This window comes from Laceyella sediminis, from assembly GCF_003003125.1.
Lineage (GTDB): Bacteria > Bacillota > Bacilli > Thermoactinomycetales > Thermoactinomycetaceae > Laceyella > Laceyella tengchongensis.
Map to the genome: position 1 here is coordinate 1 of NZ_PVTZ01000006.1, position 25762 is coordinate 25762.

The window sequence follows — 25762 nt, forward strand, 5'->3', positions numbered from 1 at the left end:
CCATTTTCCTAGCCACGGAGGAGCCAGTGTTGCAATTCTCCCCCCGATCAATCGAAATGCGAGCGCTCCGGCCCCCAATCCGACCAAACCAGCTATTGCACCAATCAACGCCTCTTGCGCAATACCGGAAACATCCTTATCAGCCATCCAAGCTCCAAATCCACCAACCGCCATTCCCATCACGATCGAAATACCCACAAGGGGGTTGGAACTTAGAAAAAACAGACCCAGCCCCAGACACAGCAGCGCCAAAATCAAGGATAACTGCTGTTGCAACCATTTTAGCAGTTGATCAATAAAGCCGGTCGATTCTTGCACCGGGGCTTTAGGAATCTCCGCCTTCGGTACCTCAATCTTATTTTCCGGTATCTTCACTTTCGGTATTTCAATCGGGTCACTCGGTATCTCCACTTTCGGTATCTCAATCGGGTCATTACTCGGAATGCTTGGTATTTCAATGCCTTCTGCAAGCAATATCTTCTCTGATTTTGTGCCCAACCATGTATGAGTCTGTGCTAATGCTAAATGGGGGATATTCAAATGCATGATTAATAATATTAATAGAATAGTAGGTATCTTCCACTTTCCCATAAACAATAATATTCCTCCTTCATCTTAAACTACCTTCACTTCTGGAAAAATCATTATCTGGTTTAACAAGATGACAAGACCCAATCCACAGGCAAATACAATGATATATACCCTCATTGCTAAACCTTAACTACTTACTGATGCGTAACACTAAATCGTGCATACAAATCAATATTTACAACATTATGAGAGTTAGATGCTCGCTATCCTACCTAAATAAATTTTAAAAGGGCTTATAGTCTGATACCAAGAGCCCTTTTTTGTGTTGATGCCCTATTTTCGAATCCTTTCTCAGCTAATTGATCATGTTGACCACTTAACTTTTTCCTCTCCCTTTGTATGGTTTGCTTCAAAACATCAATTATTTACCCTTCAGCCGTCGCCACAGATAGCGCCATTGCACTTGTGGAAGATGAGATGTATTTCTTTGATTCTATTATTTGCGGATGTCCATTTTGCCGGGTCAAACGTTTCAATTCTCTCGATGAGATGTATTTCTTTGATTCCAACTATTCGGAGGATGAATGGAACGCTTTCTATGAATCGTTTCAATTCTCTCGATGAGATGTATTTCTTTGATTCCAACTATTCGGAGGATGAATGGAACGCTTTCTATGAATCGTTTCAATTCTCTCGATGAGATGTATTTCTTTGATTCCAACTATTCGGAGGATGAATGGAACGCTTTCTATGAATCGTTTCAATTCTCTCGATGAGATGTATTTCTTTGATTCCTATCGTTGAAAACCCTTGGTATTTCTCGTAAGGTTTCAATTCTCTCGATGAGATGTATTTCTTTGATTCCGCAGTTCCCCCTTCCCCTCAAATTCCCATTCTTCACGTGTTTCAATTCTCTCGATGAGATGTATTTCTTTGATTCATGCGTAGGGTATTCGGTATGGATTTGTCGCTGAATGTTTCAATTCTCTCGATGAGATGTATTTCTTTGATTCGGCGTACGTCGAAACGCTTGTCTTCAAGCATTTATCACCCCCTTTTGCGAACACCTCCCTAAAAAAGGATAGAATTGCCCAATCACCTGTCGTATAAATACGACTCTAAATCCCCAAAGCCCTTTATTCATAAGGCATTAAGGATTGCCGACGACCCCCTGGCTTTTTTCCGAAGCATTGGGTGTTCGCAAAATGGCTTTATCATGCGGAATTAATTTGACTTGCCCCATCCCCCAGGCTGTTTTATAGCCAAACCCCATTATCGAACCATAGAATGCTAACTTCCAAAGCCACTTCTGATCCTCAAGAGGCAATTTATTTGTATTTAAAGTCATTTTCCCCAAAAACCCGATAGCTTGAAATTTTTCAAAGTCAACGACCACGGTTTTGAAAGAAGCATAATTAATTTTAATGGTACGAATCATGGAGTATGGAAAGTCAATGTTGCCTGTATGCGTAATTTTTAAAGCGCTCAGAAACAGAAGGGATGGATCTGGCAGAGGGTAGTAATTGCCGGATTGATAAAAAGTGGTTGGAGAAATAAAATGCAACGTAAATTTCGTCGCAAAACTTCGCATGATTTCTTCATCCGAATAACTGATCAACTGAACCTCCTGAACCACGCCTTTCCAATCGATCAAATCAATCTGTTCTTGAACCAAAAAATGCTGTTGCATACATTGAATAAATGCTTTACTTGGGCTTTGAATATGCAATTCATCATTCTCAATCAATAGATGAGCAGAAAATATTTGACGTTCTTTCCGATCATGAATCATCTGGGAAAGCACCGGATCGGTGTTTTGAATCGCTTTTAAAATATAGCCATGCAATCTTCGACCCAAAACACCTCGATCCAATTTCTTCCTATATGGCTTCAAAAAGATGCGCAACCGATACATGCCCTATCTCCTTACAAAATATGATCACTTTCATTGACACCTTCTCCAGAGGATACTCCTTTGTAACATGTTTTCCCCTGGCAAGAATGACACAAATGATATATACATAGAGAATCTTCTTCTTTGTCCAACAAAGCAAACAATCGATGCTTGAGTTCAATCCAACGCTTTTCATCGCACTCTATCTCAAACAACGAATACTGAACCCATCTGCCATAATCTTTCAACATCTTAAATATACGATTTCTCCGTCTATCATTCATGATATCATAACTAATTACTCGTTTCATGATACTCCCCCTATTTAGCCAAGAACGGGTAATATTCCTCCAGCTCTCCCTTTACACACTTAGCTAGTAAAATGGCTTGTTTATGTAATATTTCACGATAGGTATATTTTTTCTCTAAAAACGAATGATACACGCTATCTTTTCTTCGTTTATCGAACTCTTGTAAAAATCTTTTACGGGCGGCTTTTTTCAAGCGCGGTTCACCTTGATCAAGTTGAAAATCATTCACCTGAATAATTCCTTGGTTTATCAGTTTCACAACCAAATTATCTACAAGCAAGCACCGAAATTCCTCCATCATGTCTAATGCCAACGACTCTCGGCCATACCGCTCCCGATGCAAAAAACCAATATAAGGATCTAATCCCGCCGCGCGGAGGGCTCCACTTATTTCGGCTCTTAAAAGCGCATAACCATAATTAAGCATCGCATTGATAGGATCCTTGGCCGGTCGACGGCTTCTACCGTGAAACGGAAAGTACTCTTTCTGAATAAGAAGAGGAAAAGCCTCAAAATACTGCCGAGCAGCCATGCCTTCAATTCCACGGAGATGATTTAAATCGCTTGCTGTTAAGCATTGTTTCATAGCTATTTTTAGGCTTTGGATCGGTTGGTCTAAATGAAGCTTTCTTCGTCTGGCAAAGCGTTGCAAGCTTGTCCGCGTATTTTTTAGCTTAGCCATCACCATATTTCTTGCGATGTGCAAGCTTCTTTCTTCTGAAAGATGCATTTCTACCTGTGCAATTCGCAAGCGAACATTTTTATTGTCTGGGCCAATAAATCTCCCCGCCACGTCATATCCATCAAAATAAACAACATCAATCCCCTTCTCAGCCAACATCATTAACGCGTCTGTAGTCAATGTGGACGAAGAATGGATGAAAAACCGTGTAAAATCTTGCACCCTTAACTCTTTTAGAAGCACCTGATTTTTAAAGACTTTCAGACGCTCGGATTCTTTTCGTACAAAGCAATATGGCTCTGTTAAATAAAACGTTCCCACCGAATTTTCCCCCTTAATTGCCTCCGTTCACGAGGTAAGCAATAATCGACTAAGCTACATTTGCAACATTTTTTGCAATCGTCTATACCAGCAGGAGGATTGTCAGATAAGTATAATTCTCGGATGATTCCAATAACCTCTATGGTACGTCTTCTGATCTCCTCATCGAAAATCACTTTCTTGCGTTGATTTGACCCATAAAAGAAGAGATAACCAACATCAACCGGCTTTCGCAAATACTCCTCTAAGGCTAATGCTTGAGCACATACTTGAAGCACATTGTTCTCCCAGTCGGCAGCTTTTCCCCTTTTATACTCCACCGGATAAATTTGCCCCTGTTCTTCTTCTATGAGATCGCACCGAATAGACAATCCATATTTCTCAGAATAGAGGAAAACGGACCGATAACATTCTCGTTCTCCCCTTGCTTCCCTGCCGACTTGATCTACATGTTCATGCAATAACTTTCCATGCATTGTGTAAACATTATGGTAAAAAGTCTTCTCAACATATTCGTAATAACACCGCCGTGGACAAAATACATATGCATTGATCGCATGCCCTTCTACCGTCGGACTTTCCATCATAGCACCTCACTTCGCACACGTTCCATGATACTCCATAACTGAAACGCCTCCGAATTAAAAGCGATACTCCAGTCTGCATTTTGTTTCTTTGCAGGATATATACGAAACATCGGTGGTAAACGAAGTAGATCACTTAATTCCCATATAGAATGATTCACCATATATGCAACCCAAGACTTTTTTTCAGTGAAATGGAACAGTTGCTTTAATTCTTGATTTAACCAAGGATCTTCTGGTGCTTCTAAACTCAACCGATCAATCCGAACCACCTGGCCTTTGTGCTTGGATACAGAAGATCGCAATTTCCAATATAATCTTGCAGGTTTTTCCCGGATGCCCATCGCGACCGCATATCCTAAAACGTAATCATTTTGAAGAGCTGCCAGATAATCCTCTCTCTCTGCTCCCCTAAATCGCTCTTTCACTTTCGCAATCATTTCCTCTTTGGTAATAAATCGAACCACTCGTCTTCGGAGTACAAACCAAAAATCATATTTCCTTAACGGAGCTTCAGGTATTGATTCATCCCAAAACCAAACGTCTGGATAAAATGTTTCAAGATGCTCTGGATTGATACCCCGGCTTCTCAACCTGAACAAATGACTCTCCAATGTATTTTGCCCACGAAAACTTATGACCGGTTCCAAAATTTTTTCTTGTTTCAACTGTTCATAACGATTGCATTGGCTTTCAAATCCTTCTCCATAAAGTAGTTCAATGGTTTGCTTTATATTAGCCAATATTGGATTCTCATTCTTTTCAAGCTGGTGCTTAGCTATTAGATGATAGTGGTGCACTAAGTTCATGCCGCCCACTTTATGGATATAAGGTAGAAAATCTTGATAATATTGATACGATTGCATGATTAAATCTTTTAACTCACTACGGGTTACCTGTGCGGAAATTTGGTTGTTTATCCTTTCAGCGACATATGGGGGAACATAAGCCCAAACATGCAATGGCGGATTGGGTTTAGAACAACTACCGCGACCAATTCTTCCTAACCGTTGCATAAAGCTCCCCGCACTCCTCGATTCAAAAATAAGAAAATCCTTATGCATGTCTCCTTGGAAATCAACCCCTACCTCTACCGTGGCTGTAGCCACTGTGATTTGTTTACCTAATTCAATCTCGCTCTTTTGGCGGTCAGACAATCCGTGAACCTCTCCTACCTCATATCCTTTCTCCCTCAATTGACTTGCCAGCATTTGTGCTTCATGAATTGAATCAAGAATCACAAGGCCCTTGGCCTTTGGGTATTGGAATAAATATTCTTCTACTTCGCCCCAATTCTCCAATATCTTCTCAGCCGTTTGCCATTGGCGAAGATTACTTGACTTCACTTGCAATTGCAACGGCTCCAAATACGTTCTTTTAGAGAAAAGAGGGGGCTTGGTTGCGTCCAACCATTCCTTTACTTTATCCTGTACCCTCCAAATCTCGATTCCCAAATTTCTCGCTAAAGCAAAAAACTCATTTCGCGGTGTCGCCGAGGAGAGCAAAAAGGCAAAGGGTTTATATGGAGCAACAGAAACTAGCAGAGCCATCCATTGCAACAAAAAATTCATCTGAGCCACATGATACAGATGAAACTCATCAAAAATTTGCAATTGAAACTCAAGTAATTGATAAAAAAGAGCTGGCTGCTCCCCTTTTTTATATGAATGAAAACGCTCCTGAGTAATCAACATCAAATAATCTGGATTGGACAAAATCAACCGAAAAGCAGGATTCATTGATTCTGCAAGTTGCTCAATTGTCGTCTGACCTGGTTCGCGTCTCTTCTTTAATTCGTCTGCCGTCCAGATACCAATATCTTCCCAATCCTTTAAAGGGAGATTTTTTTGAACTGAGCGATATTGATCTTTAATCAGTTCATTGACTGGGTAAATACCTAACGCCTTAATGTGTGGGTCATAGAGTAAAGAACTGTAGTTAGCCAGTGTCTTACCTGCACCTGTCATAGCCTCATTCCAAATGATCACTTTCTTGTTTTGATCAATTACTTCTTTAATCAACTGTTGTTGAACAATTTGATGTGCATAGGGCTTCAACGCACCGACAAATGGGACATCATACGTATTTGCTGTTTCTTCTTTCACAAAAATCATTTATCCCACCACCAAAAAGCTGATTCAGGTACCCATACATTTTGATGATCGCCATAAGAAATCTGATAACCATCTAGTTGCTCGTCCCATTCAACCCCTTGTACCAGACGGGTTGGCAAAACGTTGTACATAGCTGAGAAATACACCGGCAGGCAAGCTATATCTTGAATATTAACCATATGGGGACAAGCATTTCCTTTCTTTTTAGTCAACGACACTTCTTGCATGGTAATAGACGCCAGACTCATCCACTTTCCTAACCTTATTTTGGACGGAATCTGAATCGGATCATGACTTAAAATATAGGTTTCAAATGTTGATCCGGGCCGAATGCACTTAATGAACCCCCAGTTTGGGTATCCCATACTTTGTGTTCGTTTCATCAAAAACGCTTCATCGGTAGTGTTATACTGCATCATTCGGTGGGAAATATGAACCGGCACAGCAGGATAAACATACACCCCTTGTTCATTCAGCGGTTGAAGTTGTTGTTCGTATTGAGGAGATTGCATTTCATTGAAATACAGGGAATCTACCCACCCCATCGCATAAGCTAAGGCGTAGTTGTGGAGAAGGGAAGCGGTCTCCGCGACCTTTCCCTTTTCCATGCTGGCAAAAAACAAGTAATCCTCCAATTCAATGCCGATACGATAGGCATATTTTTTCTCCTTTACTTGGACCGTTTTTTCAGGTACGCTTGATGATCTTCTGCCAGATTTTTTAGCCATTCGCGATTCCCCTCCTCACTCTTCCATAGTTGACGCAAGCCAGAAAAAACAGATTCCAACTCTTCACCTACATACAATTGGATGGGTAAGTAAGAGTCTGCAACCACTTCATTCAGTGCATGTAACATCGCCTGCCGCACTTCCTCTTGTTCCAAAGGCCCTTCGTGGATTTTCTCTCCTTTTTCCTGAATCAAGTAATCGAATACCCTTTGTGTCAACTCCAAGTTCGACATTATTTCGGTGTTTGTAAACAACAAACCAATGATATGATTCTTCACATACCCTTGCCGGTTGCTTTCAGCACCATAACGAGTAGTAGACAAAATATTACGCAAAATATAAACCAACTCACTCGATGTCACGTCAATCGCTGTTTCGATCGTGGGGAAGAACACTTGAGGCCGGATATGCTCTCGCTCAGCAAATGCACTGCCTGCTATGCCTCCTTGCGTTGTATCTTGAATCGCATTCAGTGTGATGGAGCGCTGTATAGCTTCATATTGACGAATAGAAAATCCTGAGTCTGTCAAAACGCGTGAACGCTGTGCTCCATCCCCACTGGTCGCAGCAAAGCCATACAACAAACAATCCGGACATTCTCCACACATTTTTTTCATGTAGTCACAGGTTTCTCCCCACCCCATTTGTCGGTTGAAGGCACGACCCGTACGCCGTTCAGGAGCTACTTGCTTCCTTTTTTGCAATACAACTCGAGAAAGCAACTGATTCTTTGTCCGTCCTGCACGAACCATTTCAACATCCAGGTGTTGTCCCTCCGTAGTTAGGACGGCAGTTGAATGAAATTCGCGGAGAATCACCATGCTGACATACACCCGTTGGGGAGATTTGGGAATCTCCTCTAACAAATGCTGATCCAACAATTTTTTCACAACGCAATCTTTCCAAGTTACATTAGATCCTTTCATATACATCCTCCTCAATTAATCTTGATTCTCATCTTTTCCCATAAACTCTTTTTGCCTTTCCAGGTGTATCGCAAAATAGATGCCATCTGCCAATTGATTTTCTTTTTGATTTAACTTCATAATACTTTCATTACAAACTCCAGAGAAAAATTCATCATATACAAGATTGACTAACTCCATCACCTTATCCGTATCAATGGGGGAGGGAACATACCCCAACTGTTGCCCCTTTAATCGTTCCAGCCTCTTATGCACGGCTCCGCAGAGGCTCTCCTTATCCCTCCTGCCTTCTTTGATTCCCTTGATAATGATTCGATACAGATTTTCATACCGGTGAGCCCGTCCATCTTGTTTCGTGCTTGGCTTATACAAAGCCAGAGTAGCCAAAGCAATTTTTTGTGCCAACGACACCATTGTTCCCCCTTTATATTCGTCGATTTGTTTACATGAGCGAATAAAACTTGGACTGGTAAAATTCTTCTCCATGCTACATCGTTTGAAAAAATAGGCTCCTGAAAGCGGATGTACTTCGAGTTGATGCAGGATCGTTGAAATATTTTTATCAGTAGGCTTACTGTAATCAAGTGGATGTACCGTTTGGTGGATTTCCCATAAATATGCCAAACGGTAGATCAATTCTTTGGCATTTTCCACAGGAACGATAAAATCTGTGTCCCCTCTTTCTTCCACAGTCCCCAATAACTTTGCCACTTTATAAGGGGGCGCATCCAAATGAACGGCATAACGAATATCCTTTATTTCTGACAGCGGCAAAAACGCTTTCTCTGTAACCACGATTCGGAAGCCATAGATGGTATGAAGTGATAGGGCTACTGTTAAAGCCTTCATCCACGCTTCTTCTCTTGTTCGAACCAATGTGGCACTATTGCTATAACAATGAAAAGTGAATAACATGATATTCCCCGGAAGACCTGCATTCATTACGTCACCAGTGTCGGGAAGCTTTCCGCGCTCAGCTAAAACCATTTGTAAATACTCATGGTATCTGCGAAAATGCGTTTTAAGATGCTCCCGTAAAACCTCTACATTTTCTTCTATAAATGGCATTTGCCAAGTCGGAAGATTTTTGCTTTTATGCAGATTAAGCGAAGTGAAGTCATCATCCAAGTCTTCATACAACTCGACAAGCGATTGGTCTGTTAATTGATATGATGGTACTGCAAACAAGTGAATTTGGCGGGAAACATCATACTCTCCTGGACTTCCCATTTTATAAATTTTGCGCAACGAATATTCGAATGCACAAACCCCACACCAATGAAGCGCAGACACACTTTTTTCTTTAGGCAACAAACGATTACTGAAAACCTGAACATCGTCTTGGATCATGGGCGCCTTTATGACTAAATCAACACCGGATAGTATTTGGCGATTACAAATATTGCACACTTTCTTCTGGCTGCGTTTTTTTGGCTTTAACAACTCTTTTACTTGAAGCAAATTTAAACTCCGTTTTCTTTCCCAAGACAGTGTCACTTCTTCAGCAAAGTAGTTGTGTAACTCCTCGTGCAGTTTCATTTCTGACTCAGCAATTTCTATGCAGCGCTCTGCTGTCACTTTGTCCTGAAGAAATTCTGTTGCCATTTGCCTAACATGAAGATAAAAATCTTCAATAGGGACCTGCAATACTTCATATCCATCAACGCGAGTCGACATGAGATATCGATAAGATAACCAAATCGCCACATCAAAACGTCGACTGTTGCTTTGCATGTTCTCTGGAACGACGTCCAAAATATCTGTCACCGTTAACCCTAAGTATTCTGCAATCTTTTGCATGGCTTCGCCTGAACTGATTTTGTACAACCGTTGCAACAACCGTTGCAAAGCGGCAAAATACTTTGCCGTAAACGCCCATTTTTCTCTGAAATCTTCACTTGGAGACGAATTCATTCCTAATTTTGCGTATAACTCGGCCAAGTGATCTACTTTATACGCCTTTAATCTCTTTGCATCAAAACGGTCTTTTTTATCCTCAGGAAATTGCTTACTCCCTAAGGATTGTTTGCGAAATATTCGGTAAAACAATGCAGAAAAATCTTCAGGATGAGAATATAAGGCAAAGGCGAGGGTTTGACATCGAAACGTAGCGCGATCAAATAAATCTTCTTCATTTACCTCATCTACTCTACTACCCATGGTCTGTTGAAACATCTGGATCAAATGTTCGATTACAACCTCTTTTGCAGGAAGTTCCTGACTTTTAAATGTTATATACAGTGTCCCATCTCCAAACCGTAACCATGGATAGTATCCCCATTCCTTCATGATCGTTGCTAAGCCATTGTGCAACAGGGTGGTGATCATGCCGCGAATCTCTTGCGTCTGGTGAAATTCGATTCTCATCGCTTGCGTTAATTTTGGAGGCAACAGTTGCTTCAAAAGGTGACCCAAATTATACAATGTCCGACCCTTTTGACATTCAGCGATACTCGTAATAGATGCTAACTTGTCCATCAATTTGACCCAAAAATAGATATGGGTCCAACGGTACTCGCCCGAGAGCAAACTAAAATCCCCAAGTTTATTAGATAACGAAGACACAGCAGCTACTCGCAAAAACGCAGCAGGTGGCGTCTCAATATCCAATCCTTTGCAAAGCTCTTTCCCCAACCCCTCCAACTCTTCCAAGGCCCGGTCATACTCACTTCCCACTTTCTTGTGTAATTCCTGAACCTTATGAAGATCATGCAGGACATATGCAACCAAGGCGATTTTTAGTTCCACAACACGAAAAGGAAGGCGATAAGTCTCAAGTTGTGCATAAAGAGAAAGAAACGCCTCGATGCCGGATCGTATATGCTGCCACATCGTCTGATCAACCAAGTTTCTGTCTACTGCATAGTGTTCTTTATTGTATTTATAGGACTTTGCTATGGCATCAGCAAACAGCGTACCCTGGTATTTCAATGTTGCAAAATTCGTTAGTAGCTGTTCGGCAAATTTCGATATATCCATTTTTCTCACCCCCTGCTTTCGATTATCAATACTGCAACTAGTATTTTCAACCATAGCAACTGTGTAGAAAATACCATTTGGAAGTAATATATACTTCCAAATCGGAAATTAGCGACAAAAAAATTGCTCTAGCGGTCGCAAGCTAGAGCAATTTTTTATCGATTAAATACGCTTAGTCGATAAACTTGATCGAATAAAATTTTGATTTCTTTCTGAATTTCTTCTTTAAAATGACGGGGTGCAACCACTTCCAATGCACTTCCCCACCCTAAGACCCACTTTTTCAACTCCATGGGACTCGCTACATTGGGAAACTTAATCTGGCCAACAACATATTTTCCCTGGATCATTTGTCCTATTAATTTTATCTCTTGCCTTGGATGCCACTCCTTTTCACCAATCCGTTGGAATGCATTTTGCTCCAAAATATTGATAATATAGTCTTCCCGTTGATTGTTGTTATTCTCCGCTTCAAACATTTGGTCAATATAAGCGTCAGCATATGATTCTTTATAATTTAAAACCTCTTTTGCCTTTACCTTGTTTGCTATTGGAGAACGGATCCATACCTTTTTCACCTCTAATAATCGATCCAAACGATAATGTTTGATTCTCTGCTTTTTAATCTCCTCTCCAGAAGGTGTCGTTGCTTTTCCAATAATATAAAAATTATTTTTGCAATAATATACCATATACGGATCAAAGTATCTTATCGCTTTTTTATAACGAAATCGTATAATTTGATTGTACAAAATCGCATCAAAAACCTCATTTAATGCTTGATAAAAATGAATTCGCTCCTTTGGGTAACCAAATTGTTTAATTCGATAAAACTTAGACCAACTTTTCATCCTCTCAATATCCTGCTTAGGCAACACAGAACAGGCATGTTGAAACAGCAACTTATACGCTTCTTGTCCTTCATTCAACAACAATGGTTCAACCTGCTTGAGTGCTAAGAAAAGATATAACCTAACCTTCGGACTCAGGTTCACAATGCCTCTTGAAAAGTTACCCTCGTATTTCCCGTGATATCTGGAGATATACTCCCTTTGATTTGGTGTATTTAGCTTTTCTCTCAAATAATCGATATCGTTGCGGACTTGTTTATCACTGACTCCATAACGCAATGCCGTCTCCTTAATTTTATATGGTCCAGGATCAAGTAATAATTCTGCAAGCATAGCAAATAGCCGCTCTCGATATTTAACATGTTTTTTCAATTGATCATTCACCTCAACTAAAACAAAAAATCTCTCTTGTGAGAGATCCAGTTACGTTTCCATTCTCTCGATGAGATGTTTTTCTTTGATTCGCCGTCTTGACCAGGTTGGAATTTGAGAGCATCGAAGTTTCAATTCTCTTGATGAGATGTATTTCTTTGATTCTTCTGCAGATCATCTAATGACTCGTGCAACATACCGTTTCAATTCTCTCGATGAGATGTATTTCTTTGATTCGTGTGGTGCCCGTAACCATCCCATTGCCCCTGCCTGTTTCAATTCTCTTGATGAGATGTATTTCTTTGATTCATTTAGACCGTATTACAGAGCGTCAAGCCGAAATGTTTCAATTCTCTTGATGAGATGTATTTCTTTGATTCTATTCTTGTATCCGGTCAGAATGATAAGCGCATCGTTTCAATTCTCTTGATGAGATGTATTTCTTTGATTCGTTGATCGGTTTGAGAATTACCATCGATTGATTAAGGTTTCAATTCTCTTGATGAGATGTATTTCTTTGATTCCGATCTGATTATGTTGCGATTTGAAAAGAAAGAGGTTTCAATTCTCTTGATGAGATGTATTTCTTTGATTCGGCGTTTGCCGAAGCGCTTGTCCTTCAGCCATGATTATTCCCTTTTGCGAACACCTCCCTAAAAAAGAATATAAATGCTCCTAACATGTCCGATAAAATACGTCTCAAAATCCCCAAACCCCTTTATTCATAAAGTATTAAGGATTTCCGACGACCCCCTGGCTTTTTTCCGAAGCATGGGGTGTTCGCAAAATTTGGTCGCGCCATCTATTATTTATAATAGCATAATTAATCGCTTGTTTCATGATATTGACCTTATTCGGTGAAATTACATTCTAAAATAATAAAACGCTAGATTTGTACTAGGGCTTGTCTGATGAATAAGCCAGCGACACACCCTAATCAAAATGAACAAGGTTGGAGCTTAAATGTATGAAGACAACATTACAATAAATCCCCTTATCTGGTTAATTTGTAGAATAACTTAGCTTATGCGCTAGATGTCTAAGTTCTCAATATAATGGAGGAAAATATAAGTGATAAGGTGTTGAAGAGGGCAAAAAACGCCCTCTTTCAAATATCTGACAACAACTCTTCCATTTCGGACGCCCCCCTAATACCGCTCTTCTTAAAATGAGGAATAGCACTAGAAAGATCACGTGGTAAGCACACCTCTTTTATTTCAGGAGGGCATGATATAGCAAAAAAGCATTATTATTGCGCGAATGGGAAATTAGTTATGAAGTAGACAGGTATCTTGCCTTTGCTACTACGCTACGGGGCGTAATGGGAGGCTTGAGGGGCGCAGATCAAATACGAGCTGGGGGCACGTTCACCATTTGACGTTTTGAATGGTTTCTGAAGTTTCTCACGGATGAAGAATGCATGGAGCTTAAAGTAACACATTTACTATCACATCTATTAATTAACTAATACGTATCGATATCAATGTATATTACACTCTGTCAGATTCTTCACGATGGGTATCACTCCGGACAACATGCTTTGGTAGAATACATGATCTATCTCACACCAAAAATATCAAAACTTCTTCCAGCAATGATCTTTTTCCCATCGTCAAGCTCCAGTTCAAGCACATCCCACATAGGAATGACGATTTCCTTACCATTGGTTGCCAACAAGGATACCCTTTGTATATTGGTCTCTGGAAAAAGACGCACATAGCATGTCACTTCAACATCTTTCCTCCCGTACATCCCCTTCCACTGTTTTTCATGGCAATCGACTTCTATTTCGGGACGTTGTTGTAATTTATTAATAAACGACGTAACTTGATTTGCCTGCCCTTTAATTTGAACTTTTAGCAAAATCTCCACCACCCTTTATCTAAATTACTTGACTATTTGGACAAGAAGATTTAATATGCACGATGAACCTAGTAATAGTATGATTTAGATTTCGGAATATTAGAACAAACTGAATAGTTGTATTTTATCGTGGTACTCACACTAACTGGTTTGAATGAGAGGGTTGTAAGATGATGAAATACCATTACGGATTAACGATTCGTGAAGGTAGAGAGAAATTAAAAATGACACAGACACAGCTGGCTGAAAAATGGCCGCAAGCTGGTGGGGGAACTGGTGTGAGTGTAAATTATGTATCTGATGTGGAGCGAGGTATAAAGCATATCTCCGATCCCCAAACACTTCGCCGATTATGTCGTATATTGCAAATCCCACTTTGGAAAATGGGGCTTTCTGATTACGATCCATTCAATCCGAGTACAAAACATCCTAATAGTAATCAGGAGAACGCTAATCATAATGAAAACAACGGCATAGTTAAACTGACGGACTCGCCGTTTGACCGTATATTGGACTATAAAAATTGTCTTGTTGAAGCAAAAGGAGATTGCTTTATCTCAGGAACTTCGATGATCCACTTAACCGATGATTCAAGTGATATCTTGCAAGCGAAACTGGCGACCGGCAATATATACTTGCTAATCCTGAATCCCGATTGGATCGAAAGAAATGCTTCTATCCTCACTTTCATAGAAGATGATGAATACAGACAAGAATTCCACCACGAAATCCGCAATTCCATTCGCAAACTCAATCAACTTCGCAAATCTTTACCCCTGGATCTCATTTCTCGCTTAAAGATTAAAACCTATAGTACCGTTTTCCCATACATTGTCACAGGATTCGACGATGGCGAAACCGGAAAACTAGTCTTTGAGATAACCGATTATATTCCTGAAAAAAAACGACCCCGTTTTACACTGCACAAACTTAAAGGCAAGCACACATTATTCGAACAGGTAAAGAATAAATTTTTTTCCATTTGGAATAACCAATCTATTAGCAAGGAGATTTAAGCAATGAACAAAGAGCTTTACTTTAAGTATCAGTGGAGATATAAAAAAGAGGACTTAAAATTTTGTCCTCGATGTGGCAACCGCTTTTCCTTGGAAGACCTACACATTCCCAACCAACCTCAACTCCTTTGCCATCATTGTCAATTCGTCTTTTATTTAGATCCAAAGCTAGTTGTGGTGGCAGTGGTTTTAAACAAAGAAAGAAATAAAGTATTGCTTCTTCAAAGAAATGAAGAACCGGGTAAAGGCTTATGGGCATTTCCTGGAGGGCATGTTGAGCGAGGACAAGATCTGTTTGAAGCAATAGGAAATGAGGTAAAAGAAGAAACAGGCCTTACTGTAAAAATTGATGGAATCATCAACACCTGTTCTTCTGCCGAAGAAGGTCTTGTCCAATTAACCTACGAAGCGATTGCCTATCATGAAGAAGTGATTGTGAACATCGAAAGCAAAAAAGGTTATTTTTTCCGCTTTGATGAAATTCCTTGGAATCAGCTCGCTTTTCCCTCTACCGAAAAGCTTTTGCGCTTGTATACAGAAAAGTACGGGTAATTCGACTAGAAGCTTATTATCTCACCTTCAAAAATGTTAAAAGGGCCTTCAGTTTGATACCGAAAGCCCTTTTCGATGAATCTACAATGCGGTAATTCGTTCCGGGAGAACCACTATACCTACACCCATGAATCAAGCACCTTTTTGTGTAATTGATTGACTTTCACTCTGGAAACGCTTCCTGCCTTTGATGCTCCCCCTATTAAAACACACTACGTACTAATCCTCCATCTATTCGCAATGCAGACCCATTAATAGCTGAGGAAAGAGGACTGCTTAAAAAGGTGACGAAATGTGCAATTTCTTCTGGTCGAATAAGCCTTTGAATCAGGGAAGTTGGTCGATTCTCTTTCATAAATCGCTTTTCCGCTTCCTCCATCGTCAAGTTCTCATCAGGATAAAGGGTATTTAACATCGTTTCTACCCCTTCTGTTAACGTGGAACCCGGCATCACCGTATTAACCGTCACATTTGTTCCTTTCGTCAGCTCAGCCAAGCTGCGGGAGAGCGAGAGCTGCATCGTTTTGGTCGCACTATAGTGAGCCATTTCTTGAGAAGGCATGATCGCTGCTTCGCTAGCGATAAAAATGACTCTGCCTTCTTTTTTTTGAATCATTTGTTTTAGGTACCAACGAGAGAGTCGAACACCACTCATGATGTTGACTTCAAACAGCTTAAACCAATCTTCATCTGGGATATCAAAATATTCTACAGGCTCAAAGATTCCCAAGTTGTTAATTAGAATATCTACTTCTGAGTGCTTTTCAATCACCTGTTGGCATCCTTGTTCGGTTCCAAGATCAGCGACTACTGACTGAAGGGTGGCGTCAGGATACTTTGCTTGAATTTCTTTGATCGTTTGATCCACTTTTTCTTCACGTCGTCCATTAATTAGCACAGTGGCGCCTTCTGCTGCCAACGACATGGCAATTGCCTTTCCAATACCTGCTGTAGACCCAGTAACCAGTGCCGTTTTTCCTTCCAAATACAGATGCATGCAGAGCCCTCCCGATTTCAAGTTTTAGGCCATTAACCTATGTAGTGACGTTGATATTGTTATGAACCTGAATCGCCCCTTTTTAAACATATAGTATGAGGAGTGATTCATATCGCAAAAGGATATAGACGACACAGACGCCTATATCCTTTTGCAACTTATTAAAAGTCGAAGTTATCCGGATCTGGACCCACTCGTTTATTCTGATTCAAGCCATCAATTCGCTCCATCTCTTCTTCCGTTAACTCAAAATCAAACACCTGTGCGTTTTCAGCAATTCGATGTGCTTTGGTCGATTTGGGAATGGTCACGACGCCGTTTTGCAAGTCCCAACGCAAAATGACTTGCGCAGGTGACTTGCCATATTTGTTTGCGATTTCTTTTAAAACCTGATGATCTAGCAATTGGCCTTGCATCAATGGAGACCAAGCTTCCAGCTGAATCCCGTGTTCACGACAAAACGCCTTCAGGTCTTTTTGAGTCAAACGCGGATGATATTCCACTTGGTTCACCATCGGTTTGATTTCTGCATCTTCCATCAAGTCTTCGAGGTGATGGATGTGAAAATTGCTTACCCCAATCGCTTTGACTCGCCCTTCTTTGTAAAGCGTCTCCAACGCTCTCCATGCCTCTTTATATTTGCCTTCTACAGGCCAATGAATGAGGTATAAATCTAGATACTCTAAGCCAAGTTTATTTAAGCTCGCTTCATAAGCTTTTATGGTGGATTCATACCCTAAATCGGAATTCCAAACTTTTGATGTCACAAACAACGCTTCTCTAGAAATGCCAGTTTCTTTGATCCCTTCACGAATTCCTTGTCCGACTCCGGCTTCGTTTTCGTAAATGGCCGCCGTATCAATACTGCGATAACCATATTGAATCGCTGTTTTAACGGCATGAACCAACTCAGGGCCTTCTTCCACTTTAAACACCCCGATGCCAAACCAGGGCATTTTCACACCGTTATGCAAAGTGGTGGTATCTTGTAAGTTTTTCGCTGTCATATATTTTCCTCCCGTTGGTAAATTGATTGGTTCTATCTTAAATGTCAACGCAGTGTCCATCACCTCCTTTCATATCACTCGTGGATACAGGGTAGCCATTCTCCTTTTTTATTCGGAAAAAACCTGTCTACCTACCCTGGCTTGATCTTTTTGCTCCAACGCGCGACTCCACCCTGTCAGGATCACAGCACCTAGAACCATCAATGCCCCGATCCAGGCCGTATGAATCAGTCCAACAGAATCTGTGATGATGCCACCCAAGTATGAGCCTATGGCAATTCCGGCGTTAAATGCGGCAATATTGATAGCAGAAGCCACATCTACCGCACTTGGTACAAAGCGCTCAGCTAGCATCACGACATACACTTGCAGTCCTGGCACATTCATAAAAGCAAAAATCCCCATCAAGATGATCGTGATCAATCCAGCAACCTTATATGGCGCAGTAAAGGTTAAGATGAAAAGCACAATTGCTTGCATAGTAAACATATAGAATAACGCGGTAATTGGCTTGCGATTGGCCACTTTCCCGCCAATGATGTTGCCGATGGCAATGGCAACGCCATACATAAGCAGAATGGCGGCAACGGTTCCCTCTTCGAATCCTGTAATATCTTGGAGCAATGGAGATAAATAGGTAAATACTACAAACGTCCCTCCATACCCTAAAGCAGTAATGACAAATGAGAGTAATAAGCGACCATTTGTAACCAGTTTGAACTGATCACGGAATGTTGTGCGCGCGCCTTTTGGCAAGTCAGATGGAACAAGGGTACTGTTGGCTATAAAGGCAATCACACCAACTGCCACAATCGCTATAAAGGCAAACCTCCAGCCAAATTGCTGTCCAAGAAATGTACCAAAAGGTACGCCGGTAACGGTTGCCACGGTGAGTCCAGAAAACATAATGGAAATCGCACTAGCTCTACGATCTTCTGGCACTAAATTAGCTGCGATCGTCGAGCCGATCGACATAAATACACCATGTGAAAACGCAGACAGGACACGCGCAACAAGTAATATGCCAATACTTGTCGCACTAGCAGCAATTGTATTACCAACAATAAAAACAGCCATAATAGAAAGCAATAACGATTTGCGCGACATACTCGATGTCACCGATGTTAGAATGGGCGCTCCAAATGTGACCCCTAATGCATATAAAGAAACGGTTAACCCAGCGGTTGTTACAGAAATTTGCAAATCTTGAGCGATAAGCGGTAATAATCCCACACTGATGAATTCTGTGGTGCCAATCGCAAATGCACTGACTGCCAATGCCAGCAGTGCCAATGTACTTCGTTTTTTATCTAAAGTCATTTTTTCTCCTCCTGACAATGGACTGATTGCATGGTTCATCTGCTAGCAGACGATATAAATGAAAAGCATGGTTAATATCAGCCGGCGAATGTTATTATGAGATATATGAATCATAATGAGAAGTACGCACTTATAAGTTCGATAGATACCTAGAAGTTTCGTAGGCACTTTTTTGTTCCTATGAATGAGGAGGAAGCATATGCAGAAAAAGAAATACAATATCTCGGTTGAAGCAACATTGGAAGTCATAGGGGGAAAATGGAAATGCGTTATCCTTTGCCATCTGACTCGCGGCAAAAAACGTACAAGTGAATTAAAACGTCTGATCCCCAACATCACGCAAAAAATGTTAACCCAACAGTTACGCGAATTAGAGAAAGATGGGGTTATTAATCGCATTGTTCATAATCAAGTACCGCCCAAAGTGGAATATGAGCTGAGCGAATATGGATGGAGTTTGAAAGGAATTTTAGACGCTTTGTGTGAGTGGGGGGAAAAACATATCACCAGAGTATACGGTGATAAATTTGCTGTATTAGAGGAGAACGTATTAAATGAAAAATTGAAGTAACATACAATAAACAGATTGAAGTATTTCATAAAACCCCTGTGTCCCCAGACAAAGGATAAAAACATTTATTTTTGTTTTTTTTACAGCAACTTTTGAAACGATGCTTAATTACGCCCAATCACTCCCAGCCAGGGGCAAAAGAAATAAACAGAAAATTGGGCGCCGGCAATATGGGCCGCTTTACACAAAAAAGCATGTGTTACACCGGTACACACATGCTTTTTTTGCACTTATCATCTATCTCTAATCCGATAAGCCTTATTCCATTTTTTTGTTTACTTTTCTACAAGCCCAATGAACAAAAAACTTTTTTCACTCCGCTAGTAAGCAATCGAGTATTAGATTACATCGTATTATCGGTTTTCATTATCTAGTTTTTATCAGGAGATTCATGGCTTCCTTCAGCAATTTTGTCGTATCTGCATTTTGACCTTTTTCCAATTCCTTGCGAAGGCACTGTTCCAAGTTATTAGTGAGAATATACGCAATCGATCGATCCACAGCTGAACGAATCGCGGATAATTGCGATACAACATCCTTACAATCTTTATCCTCATCCATCATGCGCAATACTCCTCGCACCTGTCCTTCAATCCGGCGTAAACGTACTTTCACATCGTCATCATATGTCATTAGTCTATCCCCCTTCTTTTCAGAACATGATTTCACCTTGGAGATGAATCACTTGCTAGCCCCTGAGTTTGCACAATTGTTTAATCCCGCGCATATGCCCTCATTGCATTTGTCTTTAACATCATACCCCGATTCATGAGGAAAAATAAAGAATCCTCTCCAATAATACGATATTGCCAATGAAAAACCTATTCATGATCATTCCCCCACATAGAAAAATCCCCCGAACGCTTGGGGGAATTAAAAGAGATCCAACCAAATTTTAATAGATGTCGTTACAATTAACACAGCCAAAATCACTTGTAACATTTTGGTGTTTACTTTTTTCCCAACCATTGCCCCGATTGGAGAAGCGATCACGCTAGCAACTACCATAATGATAGACGGCAAGAAAAGAACCTGACCTGTCAAGATTTTGCCCACAGTTGAACCAATGGAAGAAATGAATGTAATGGCGAGCGAGGTAGCTATGGTCATCCGAGTTGGGATTTTCAAAACGACAAGCATAATCGGAACCAAAATAAAGGCACCTGCTGCCCCTACGATCCCAGAAGCACCCCCTACGATAAAAGCTGCGACGGCAGCTAGTGCGGGATTAAAGGTTACTTGATTGAGTGGAATATCATCCAGTCCTTTATTGGGCACAAACATCAGGAGCGCGGCAATCGTAGCCAGTATCGCATAAACAAGGTTGATTATCTCTTCACTGAGCAACTTGGAACCATATCCACCGATAAAACTACCAATCAAAATACTAATTCCCATATATATAATGAGAGACCTGTTTAGATAGCCGCCTTTACGATAAGCGAAAACGCCACTAATCGTTGCGAAAAATACCTGTATGGCGCTAATCCCAGACACTTCATGGGTAGTAAAAGCAACAAACCCCAACAAAGGAGGGATGTATAGGAGCAACGGATATTTAATGATAGAGCCTCCAATTCCTACCATCCCCGATATGAAAGAACCAATAAAACCAATCATAAAAAGGAGCAAGATAAACTCTATATTCATATCTGAACACTACTTTCTTAGATAAACAAGTTAATGTTCGCCTCATTTGCCTCCGCAAGATATGACGCTACTCCGGCATACTCGAGTCCGTCAATCAACTCTTCTTTCTTAATTCCCAATACGTCCATGGACATGGTGCATGCGACCATTTTTATATCCAACTCTTTTGCCATTTCAATGAGCTCTTTTAAAGTCGTGATATTTTTCTTCTTCATGGTGTATTTCATCATTTTCGCGCCCAAGCCACCGAAGTTCATTTTAGAAATCCCAAGCTTTTCTGGACCTCGGGGAAGCATTTTAGCAAACATTTTGTCCATGAATGATTTTTGTAAAGGGACATACTGCTCTTTACGAAGAATGTTTAATCCCCAAAAGGTAAAAAACATGGTTACTTGGTTTCCCATCGCAGCAGATCCCGTTGCAATGATAAAACTGGCAATTGCCTTATCCAAATCGCCACTAAACACAACCAACGTCGATTTATTATTTTCCATATTCATCTCTCTCCCATTTCGATGATATGAATCGTGATGATCTCCTCCAATCTTTTCTTCATGAATATAATGAAGGAGATCATCTTTGAATCACTTATCCTTTTTGAATCCAGAATTTATAAACACCGTTCTCCTCGCTTTGTTCCTTTACTAGATGCCCAGCTGTTTTAGCCCATGCAGGAATATCATTTGTAGCTCCTGAATCGGTCGTATGAAGTTCCAGAACTTGTCCTGATTTTAATTCATCCATCGCCTTTTTGGCACGAACAACGGGCATCGGGCAAGAAAGCCCTTTTGCATCTAATACTTTATCTCCATTCATTGATAAATCACCTCCTTGGTAATCAACCGTGATGAACAGCACAACGGTTTGGACCAATTTCTAATTCTGTTGCTTTATCTGAAGTTACCTTAATCACACCTCGATTAATATCTACAATCTCCTCATAATTCGGTGGTGTTGCACCTACAGTCCCTGCCACTTTTTCAGTAAATTGTTCGCGATTTTCCGTACGCATGATTTCGTTACTTCTTCTGATCTCTCCTAAAGTAGCCCCCACAAAACCCTTCTCATTGATCTCTTGAATGTCGGCATAATGAGCGGGTAATACAATGATATCTTCTGGAAGGAGAGCAATTTTCTTAAAGACGGTCTCGTACAGGGATTGCGCCCACTCTTTCGCTTTTCCTCCAAGATCTGGTCTTCCCAACCCCCCCACAAAAAGGGTATCCCCCGAAAGCAAATACTTATCGTTAATCAGAAAAGACACGCTTCCTGGCGTATGGCCAGGGGTTGGGATAGTTAAAATTTTGACCCGTACAGCCCCAAAGCGAATTTCAGTATGCTCTTCCAAGGGCTCAAACGACATATCCGCACCTTGCATTTCACTCGAAGAAATGTAGTAACGGGCACCTGTTTGATTTGCCAATGCTTGACCGCCTGATATATGGTCTGCATGTAAATGGGTATCCATGATATGCACAATATTGGCGTTTTCCTTTTCCGCAAGACTTGTGTATTCTTCAACATGCCGGTTCGGATCTACAATCATTGCTTCACCTTCGGAAACAACCATATAAGATAGGCAACCTTTTGCCAAACGGTTGATTTGAAACAATTTCATATCTCCATCATCAGCGACCGTAACTGGATGATAAAATTGGCTCCACTCCAACATCCCTTTTTCCAAATAGCTCGCTTTGTACCCTTTCTCATCCAGAAGCTCAGCGACCATCAAAGCAGAGCCACCTTTCGCACATATGACGATGATCTCAGCATCCTTCGGAAGATCTTTGTAGGTGGTCTCATTTTCATCAAGAAATTCAAAGTAAGGGATATTGACGGATTGAATATTTTTCCCTTCGATTTTCCAATCGTTGTAATCGTCCTGGTTTCGAACATCAAGAAGCAATACGGGTTGTCCACTGTCAATTTTGTCATGTAACTGTTTGGCATTCATTTTAGTAACAGCCATCGTTCAAAATCCCCTTTCTTTTTTATTAGAATCTGAGAGTAACATCAGCGTCTTGGGCAAAGTGCAGGTTCTACTCATCAGACAGTCTCACTTATTTTTCATGATCAACTGGCCCTGACCATTTAGACATGCCAGGAACGACATTGACCACATTTGTAAATCCATGTTTGGTCAATTGTTGAGCAGCCATGTCGCTTCGTGTGCCAGAGCGACAAATCACATAAATGAATTGATCTTTTGGAATTTCATTCATACGCTCTTCTAACTGGCCAAATGGAATCGAATAAGCGCCTGGAATATGTCCGAATGCGTATTCTGCTGGTTCACGAACATCTAGTAAAAAAAATCCTTCGTTGCAATCCAGCTTTTTTAAAAACTCCTCGTTTTGAATTACATGCGGAAACTTCCGCTCTTCTTGCAATTCGGATTCACTTGCTTTTCGCAAATAATGCTTTAATACCTCTCCTTCTTGTTTCGTACCCAAGTACTGATGCCCTGTGCTTTTGGCCCAACCTTGAATATCTGCCAAAGATCCTGGGTCAGTAGCTTGTACCTCTATGACCTGACCCGGTTCCAGTTGATCCATCATTTTTTTGGTACGAACAATGGGCATCGGGCAGGAAAGTCGTTTACAATCAAGTTGAACGTCGACTTTGATGGACATCTTACATTCCTCCTTCGAAATGGATGTTTTAAAGCATTATATACATATACCACTATGGGTATATAATAAGGGTAAAAAAAAGCATACCTGAGCATTAAAGATCTACTCCTACATACCAATACCCCTATGGGTATGATGATAATTGATGCTGCACTTTTTGTCAACATCAATGGGTTCTTCTTTTTTCAGCGAAGAATCGGTTTAAACAAAATGAAAGCTCACTTCTTATCTCCGCTTTCTCATGAACTGAGGCAACGATTTTCTTGCCATAAGGGTTCAAATACAAAAAGGCTGGGTGTTTTCCCCAGCCTTTTTGCTTTATTAATTTCGAATGAGGTAATCAAAGGCACCCAAGCCAGCTGTAGCACCTGATCCCATCGAAATAATAATCTGCTTGTAAGCACTGTCGGTGCAATCCCCAGCCGCAAATACGCCAGGGACGCTCGTGGCACCATGCTTATCCACGATGATCTCTCCGAAGCGATTGCATTCGACTGTATCCCGCAACCAGTCGGTATTGGGTACCAGGCCGATCTGAACAAATACGCCCTGCAATTCAATGTGGTGCTCTTCCTCAGTCGCCCGATCGATGTAAGTAATCCCGTTCACTTTGTCAGTGCCGGTGATTTCTTTCGTTTGCACGTTCTTTAGAACGGTTACGTTAGGGAGACTGTAAAGACGCTCCTGCAGAACGGCATCAGCTTTCAACTCAGGCATAAATTCAAGCACCGTGACGTGCTTCACAATGCCTGCCAGATCGATCGCCGCCTCAACCCCTGAATTGCCGCCGCCGATCACCGCTACATGCTTCCCTTCAAACAAAGGTCCGTCACAATGGGGGCAATAGGCTACGCCTTTGTTTTTAAACTCAGCTTCACCTGGCACACCCAGGTTGCGCCAGCGCGCCCCTGTTGAAATGATCACGGCTTTGCTCTTTAATACGGCGCCATTTTCAAGTTCAACCTCGATCAGGTCTTTCTTTTCTAGGCGCTTAGCGCGTTGCGGGGTCATCACATCAATGCCGTACTCTTTGACATGTTCTTCAAGGCTAGCCACGAGTTTGGGGCCTTCTGTGTATTTCACACTGATAAAGTTCTCAATGCCCAACGTGTCCATCACTTGACCGCCAAAGCGTTCAGCAACGATGCCTGTGCGAATGCCTTTGCGCGCCGCATAGATTGCCGCACTCGCTCCAGACGGACCACCACCGACAACAAGCACATCAAATGGGTCTTTATTAGAAAGCTCCGATGCATCTGGGCCACTCCCCAGCTTGGCGAGGATTTCCTCAAGAGTCATGCGGCCGCTGCCAAAAAACTCACCGTTTAGGAAAACGGTTGGCACGGCCATGATTTCTTTGCTTTCAACCTCATCCTTGAAAGCCGCGCCGTCAATCATGGTGTGAGAGATGCCAGGATTGAGAACACTCATCACATTCAGAGCTTGCACGACATCCGGACAGTTGTGGCAACTCAAGCTGATGTAGGATTCAAAGTGGTATTCGCCCTTGATGTTTTTAATTTGATCGATGACCTGCTGATCAACCTTCGGAGCTCTTCCGCTTACTTGCAACAAAGCCAATACCAATGAGGTAAATTCGTGCCCCAGAGGAATGCCGGCAAAAGTAACTCCAGTGTCTTCGCCAATTCGGTTCACACTAAAGCTCGGCGTTCTCTCTAATGATGTCTTCTCCACCTTAATATGGGATGACATGGCAGCCAATTCATCCACTAAAGCAAGCATGTCGCGGGATACGTCATCCGATCCCGCGCTTACTTTCAGAAGCACATCGCCTTCCATCAATTGAAGATATTGGGCAAGTTGTGCTTTAATATCTGCATCCAGCATCATTGGTCACAC

General features: G+C 41.2%; 24 protein-coding genes. 3 read left to right on the forward strand and 21 right to left on the reverse strand.

What is annotated here, in order from left to right:
• The 11 genes from CLV36_RS08385 to CLV36_RS08435 form a co-directional block, all read right to left on the reverse strand.
• On the reverse strand, positions 1 to 591 hold a 591-nt coding region (locus CLV36_RS08385), incomplete at its 3' end, for a hypothetical protein (protein ID WP_146130614.1).
• A gap of 1090 nt (positions 592 to 1681) precedes the next feature.
• Positions 1682 to 2446, reverse strand: coding sequence for a CRISPR system precrRNA processing endoribonuclease RAMP protein Cas6 (gene cas6, locus CLV36_RS08390; protein ID WP_106342367.1), 765 nt, complete (start codon positions 2444 to 2446; stop codon positions 1682 to 1684).
• 11 nt (positions 2447 to 2457) lie between these two features.
• Positions 2458 to 2736 carry a CRISPR-associated endonuclease Cas2 gene (gene cas2, locus CLV36_RS08395; protein WP_106342368.1) on the reverse strand — a complete coding sequence of 93 codons (279 nt, stop codon included), beginning with the start codon at positions 2734 to 2736 and terminating at the stop codon, positions 2458 to 2460.
• A 10-nt stretch (positions 2737 to 2746) separates the two neighbouring features.
• Positions 2747 to 3739 carry a CRISPR-associated endonuclease Cas1 gene (gene cas1, locus CLV36_RS08400; RefSeq protein ID WP_181352921.1) on the reverse strand — a complete coding sequence of 331 codons (993 nt, stop codon included), beginning with the start codon at positions 3737 to 3739 and terminating at the stop codon, positions 2747 to 2749.
• Complete coding sequence (cas4, locus tag CLV36_RS08405) at positions 3721 to 4323, reverse strand: CRISPR-associated protein Cas4 (RefSeq protein WP_181352923.1); 603 nt, start codon at positions 4321 to 4323, stop codon at positions 3721 to 3723. The genes cas1 and cas4 overlap by 19 nt, the downstream gene beginning before the upstream one ends.
• Positions 4323 to 6437, reverse strand: coding sequence for a type I-D CRISPR-associated helicase Cas3' (cas3, locus tag CLV36_RS08410; RefSeq protein ID WP_106342371.1), 2115 nt, complete (start codon positions 6435 to 6437; stop codon positions 4323 to 4325). The genes cas4 and cas3 overlap by 1 nt, the downstream gene beginning before the upstream one ends.
• Complete coding sequence (gene cas5d, locus CLV36_RS08415) at positions 6434 to 7165, reverse strand: type I-D CRISPR-associated protein Cas5/Csc1 (protein WP_106342372.1); 732 nt, start codon at positions 7163 to 7165, stop codon at positions 6434 to 6436. Before cas5d ends, cas3 begins: the two co-directional genes overlap by 4 nt.
• Positions 7108 to 8091, reverse strand: coding sequence for a type I-D CRISPR-associated protein Cas7/Csc2 (gene cas7d, locus CLV36_RS08420; RefSeq protein WP_022738936.1), 984 nt, complete (start codon positions 8089 to 8091; stop codon positions 7108 to 7110). Before cas7d ends, cas5d begins: the two co-directional genes overlap by 58 nt.
• A gap of 15 nt (positions 8092 to 8106) precedes the next feature.
• Positions 8107 to 11070 carry a type I-D CRISPR-associated protein Cas10d/Csc3 gene (gene cas10d, locus CLV36_RS08425; protein WP_181352925.1) on the reverse strand — a complete coding sequence of 988 codons (2964 nt, stop codon included), beginning with the start codon at positions 11068 to 11070 and terminating at the stop codon, positions 8107 to 8109.
• A 155-nt stretch (positions 11071 to 11225) separates the two neighbouring features.
• Positions 11226 to 12293: a helix-turn-helix transcriptional regulator gene (locus tag CLV36_RS08430; RefSeq protein ID WP_106342375.1), complete on the reverse strand. Its 1068-nt coding sequence runs from the start codon at positions 12291 to 12293 to the stop codon at positions 11226 to 11228.
• 1557 nt (positions 12294 to 13850) lie between these two features.
• Positions 13851 to 14156: a hypothetical protein gene (locus CLV36_RS08435; RefSeq protein WP_102992366.1), complete on the reverse strand. Its 306-nt coding sequence runs from the start codon at positions 14154 to 14156 to the stop codon at positions 13851 to 13853.
• 170 nt (positions 14157 to 14326) lie between these two features.
• Here CLV36_RS08435 and CLV36_RS08440 point away from each other — a divergent pair, with 170 nt between their 5' ends.
• Positions 14327 to 15172: a helix-turn-helix domain-containing protein gene (locus tag CLV36_RS08440; RefSeq protein ID WP_106342376.1), complete on the forward strand. Its 846-nt coding sequence runs from the start codon at positions 14327 to 14329 to the stop codon at positions 15170 to 15172.
• A 3-nt stretch (positions 15173 to 15175) separates the two neighbouring features.
• A complete protein-coding gene (locus tag CLV36_RS08445) occupies positions 15176 to 15724 on the forward strand; it encodes an NUDIX hydrolase (RefSeq protein ID WP_022738929.1) in 549 nt (182 codons plus the stop codon).
• A 202-nt stretch (positions 15725 to 15926) separates the two neighbouring features.
• Here the strand turns inward: CLV36_RS08445 and CLV36_RS08450 are convergent, their stop codons facing one another.
• The 3 genes from CLV36_RS08450 to CLV36_RS08460 form a co-directional block, all read right to left on the reverse strand.
• Positions 15927 to 16721 carry an SDR family NAD(P)-dependent oxidoreductase gene (locus tag CLV36_RS08450; protein WP_106342377.1) on the reverse strand — a complete coding sequence of 265 codons (795 nt, stop codon included), beginning with the start codon at positions 16719 to 16721 and terminating at the stop codon, positions 15927 to 15929.
• A gap of 161 nt (positions 16722 to 16882) precedes the next feature.
• Positions 16883 to 17728, reverse strand: a complete 846-nt coding sequence (locus CLV36_RS08455) for an aldo/keto reductase (RefSeq protein ID WP_106342378.1) — start codon at positions 17726 to 17728, stop codon at positions 16883 to 16885.
• Positions 17729 to 17836: 108 nt separating this feature from the next.
• Entirely contained in the window at positions 17837 to 19048 is a 1212-nt protein-coding gene (locus CLV36_RS08460) for an MFS transporter (protein ID WP_106342379.1), read from the reverse strand.
• A gap of 199 nt (positions 19049 to 19247) precedes the next feature.
• Here CLV36_RS08460 and CLV36_RS08465 point away from each other — a divergent pair, with 199 nt between their 5' ends.
• Positions 19248 to 19619 (forward strand): winged helix-turn-helix transcriptional regulator, encoded by a 372-nt coding sequence (locus CLV36_RS08465; RefSeq protein WP_022738045.1) that lies wholly within the window; start codon positions 19248 to 19250, stop codon positions 19617 to 19619.
• Between the two features lie 366 nt (positions 19620 to 19985).
• Here CLV36_RS08465 and CLV36_RS08470 read toward each other — a convergent pair whose 3' ends face one another.
• From CLV36_RS08470 to ahpF, 7 genes are all read right to left on the reverse strand, one after another.
• Positions 19986 to 20252, reverse strand: a complete 267-nt coding sequence (locus tag CLV36_RS08470; RefSeq protein ID WP_029072062.1) for a metal-sensitive transcriptional regulator — start codon at positions 20250 to 20252, stop codon at positions 19986 to 19988.
• Between the two features lie 240 nt (positions 20253 to 20492).
• Positions 20493 to 21269, reverse strand: a complete 777-nt coding sequence (locus CLV36_RS08475; RefSeq protein WP_106342380.1) for a sulfite exporter TauE/SafE family protein — start codon at positions 21267 to 21269, stop codon at positions 20493 to 20495.
• Positions 21270 to 21286: 17 nt separating this feature from the next.
• Positions 21287 to 21763: a DsrE/DsrF/DrsH-like family protein gene (locus CLV36_RS08480; protein ID WP_022738049.1), complete on the reverse strand. Its 477-nt coding sequence runs from the start codon at positions 21761 to 21763 to the stop codon at positions 21287 to 21289.
• A gap of 94 nt (positions 21764 to 21857) precedes the next feature.
• Positions 21858 to 22085: a sulfurtransferase TusA family protein gene (locus tag CLV36_RS08485; protein ID WP_022738050.1), complete on the reverse strand. Its 228-nt coding sequence runs from the start codon at positions 22083 to 22085 to the stop codon at positions 21858 to 21860.
• 22 nt (positions 22086 to 22107) lie between these two features.
• Positions 22108 to 23238, reverse strand: coding sequence for an MBL fold metallo-hydrolase (locus tag CLV36_RS08490; protein ID WP_022738051.1), 1131 nt, complete (start codon positions 23236 to 23238; stop codon positions 22108 to 22110).
• A 91-nt stretch (positions 23239 to 23329) separates the two neighbouring features.
• Complete coding sequence (locus CLV36_RS08495; protein WP_054096569.1) at positions 23330 to 23902, reverse strand: sulfurtransferase TusA family protein; 573 nt, start codon at positions 23900 to 23902, stop codon at positions 23330 to 23332.
• 321 nt (positions 23903 to 24223) lie between these two features.
• Positions 24224 to 25753, reverse strand: a complete 1530-nt coding sequence (ahpF, locus tag CLV36_RS08500; RefSeq protein ID WP_022738054.1) for an alkyl hydroperoxide reductase subunit F — start codon at positions 25751 to 25753, stop codon at positions 24224 to 24226.
• Positions 25754 to 25762 lie beyond the last annotated feature (9 nt).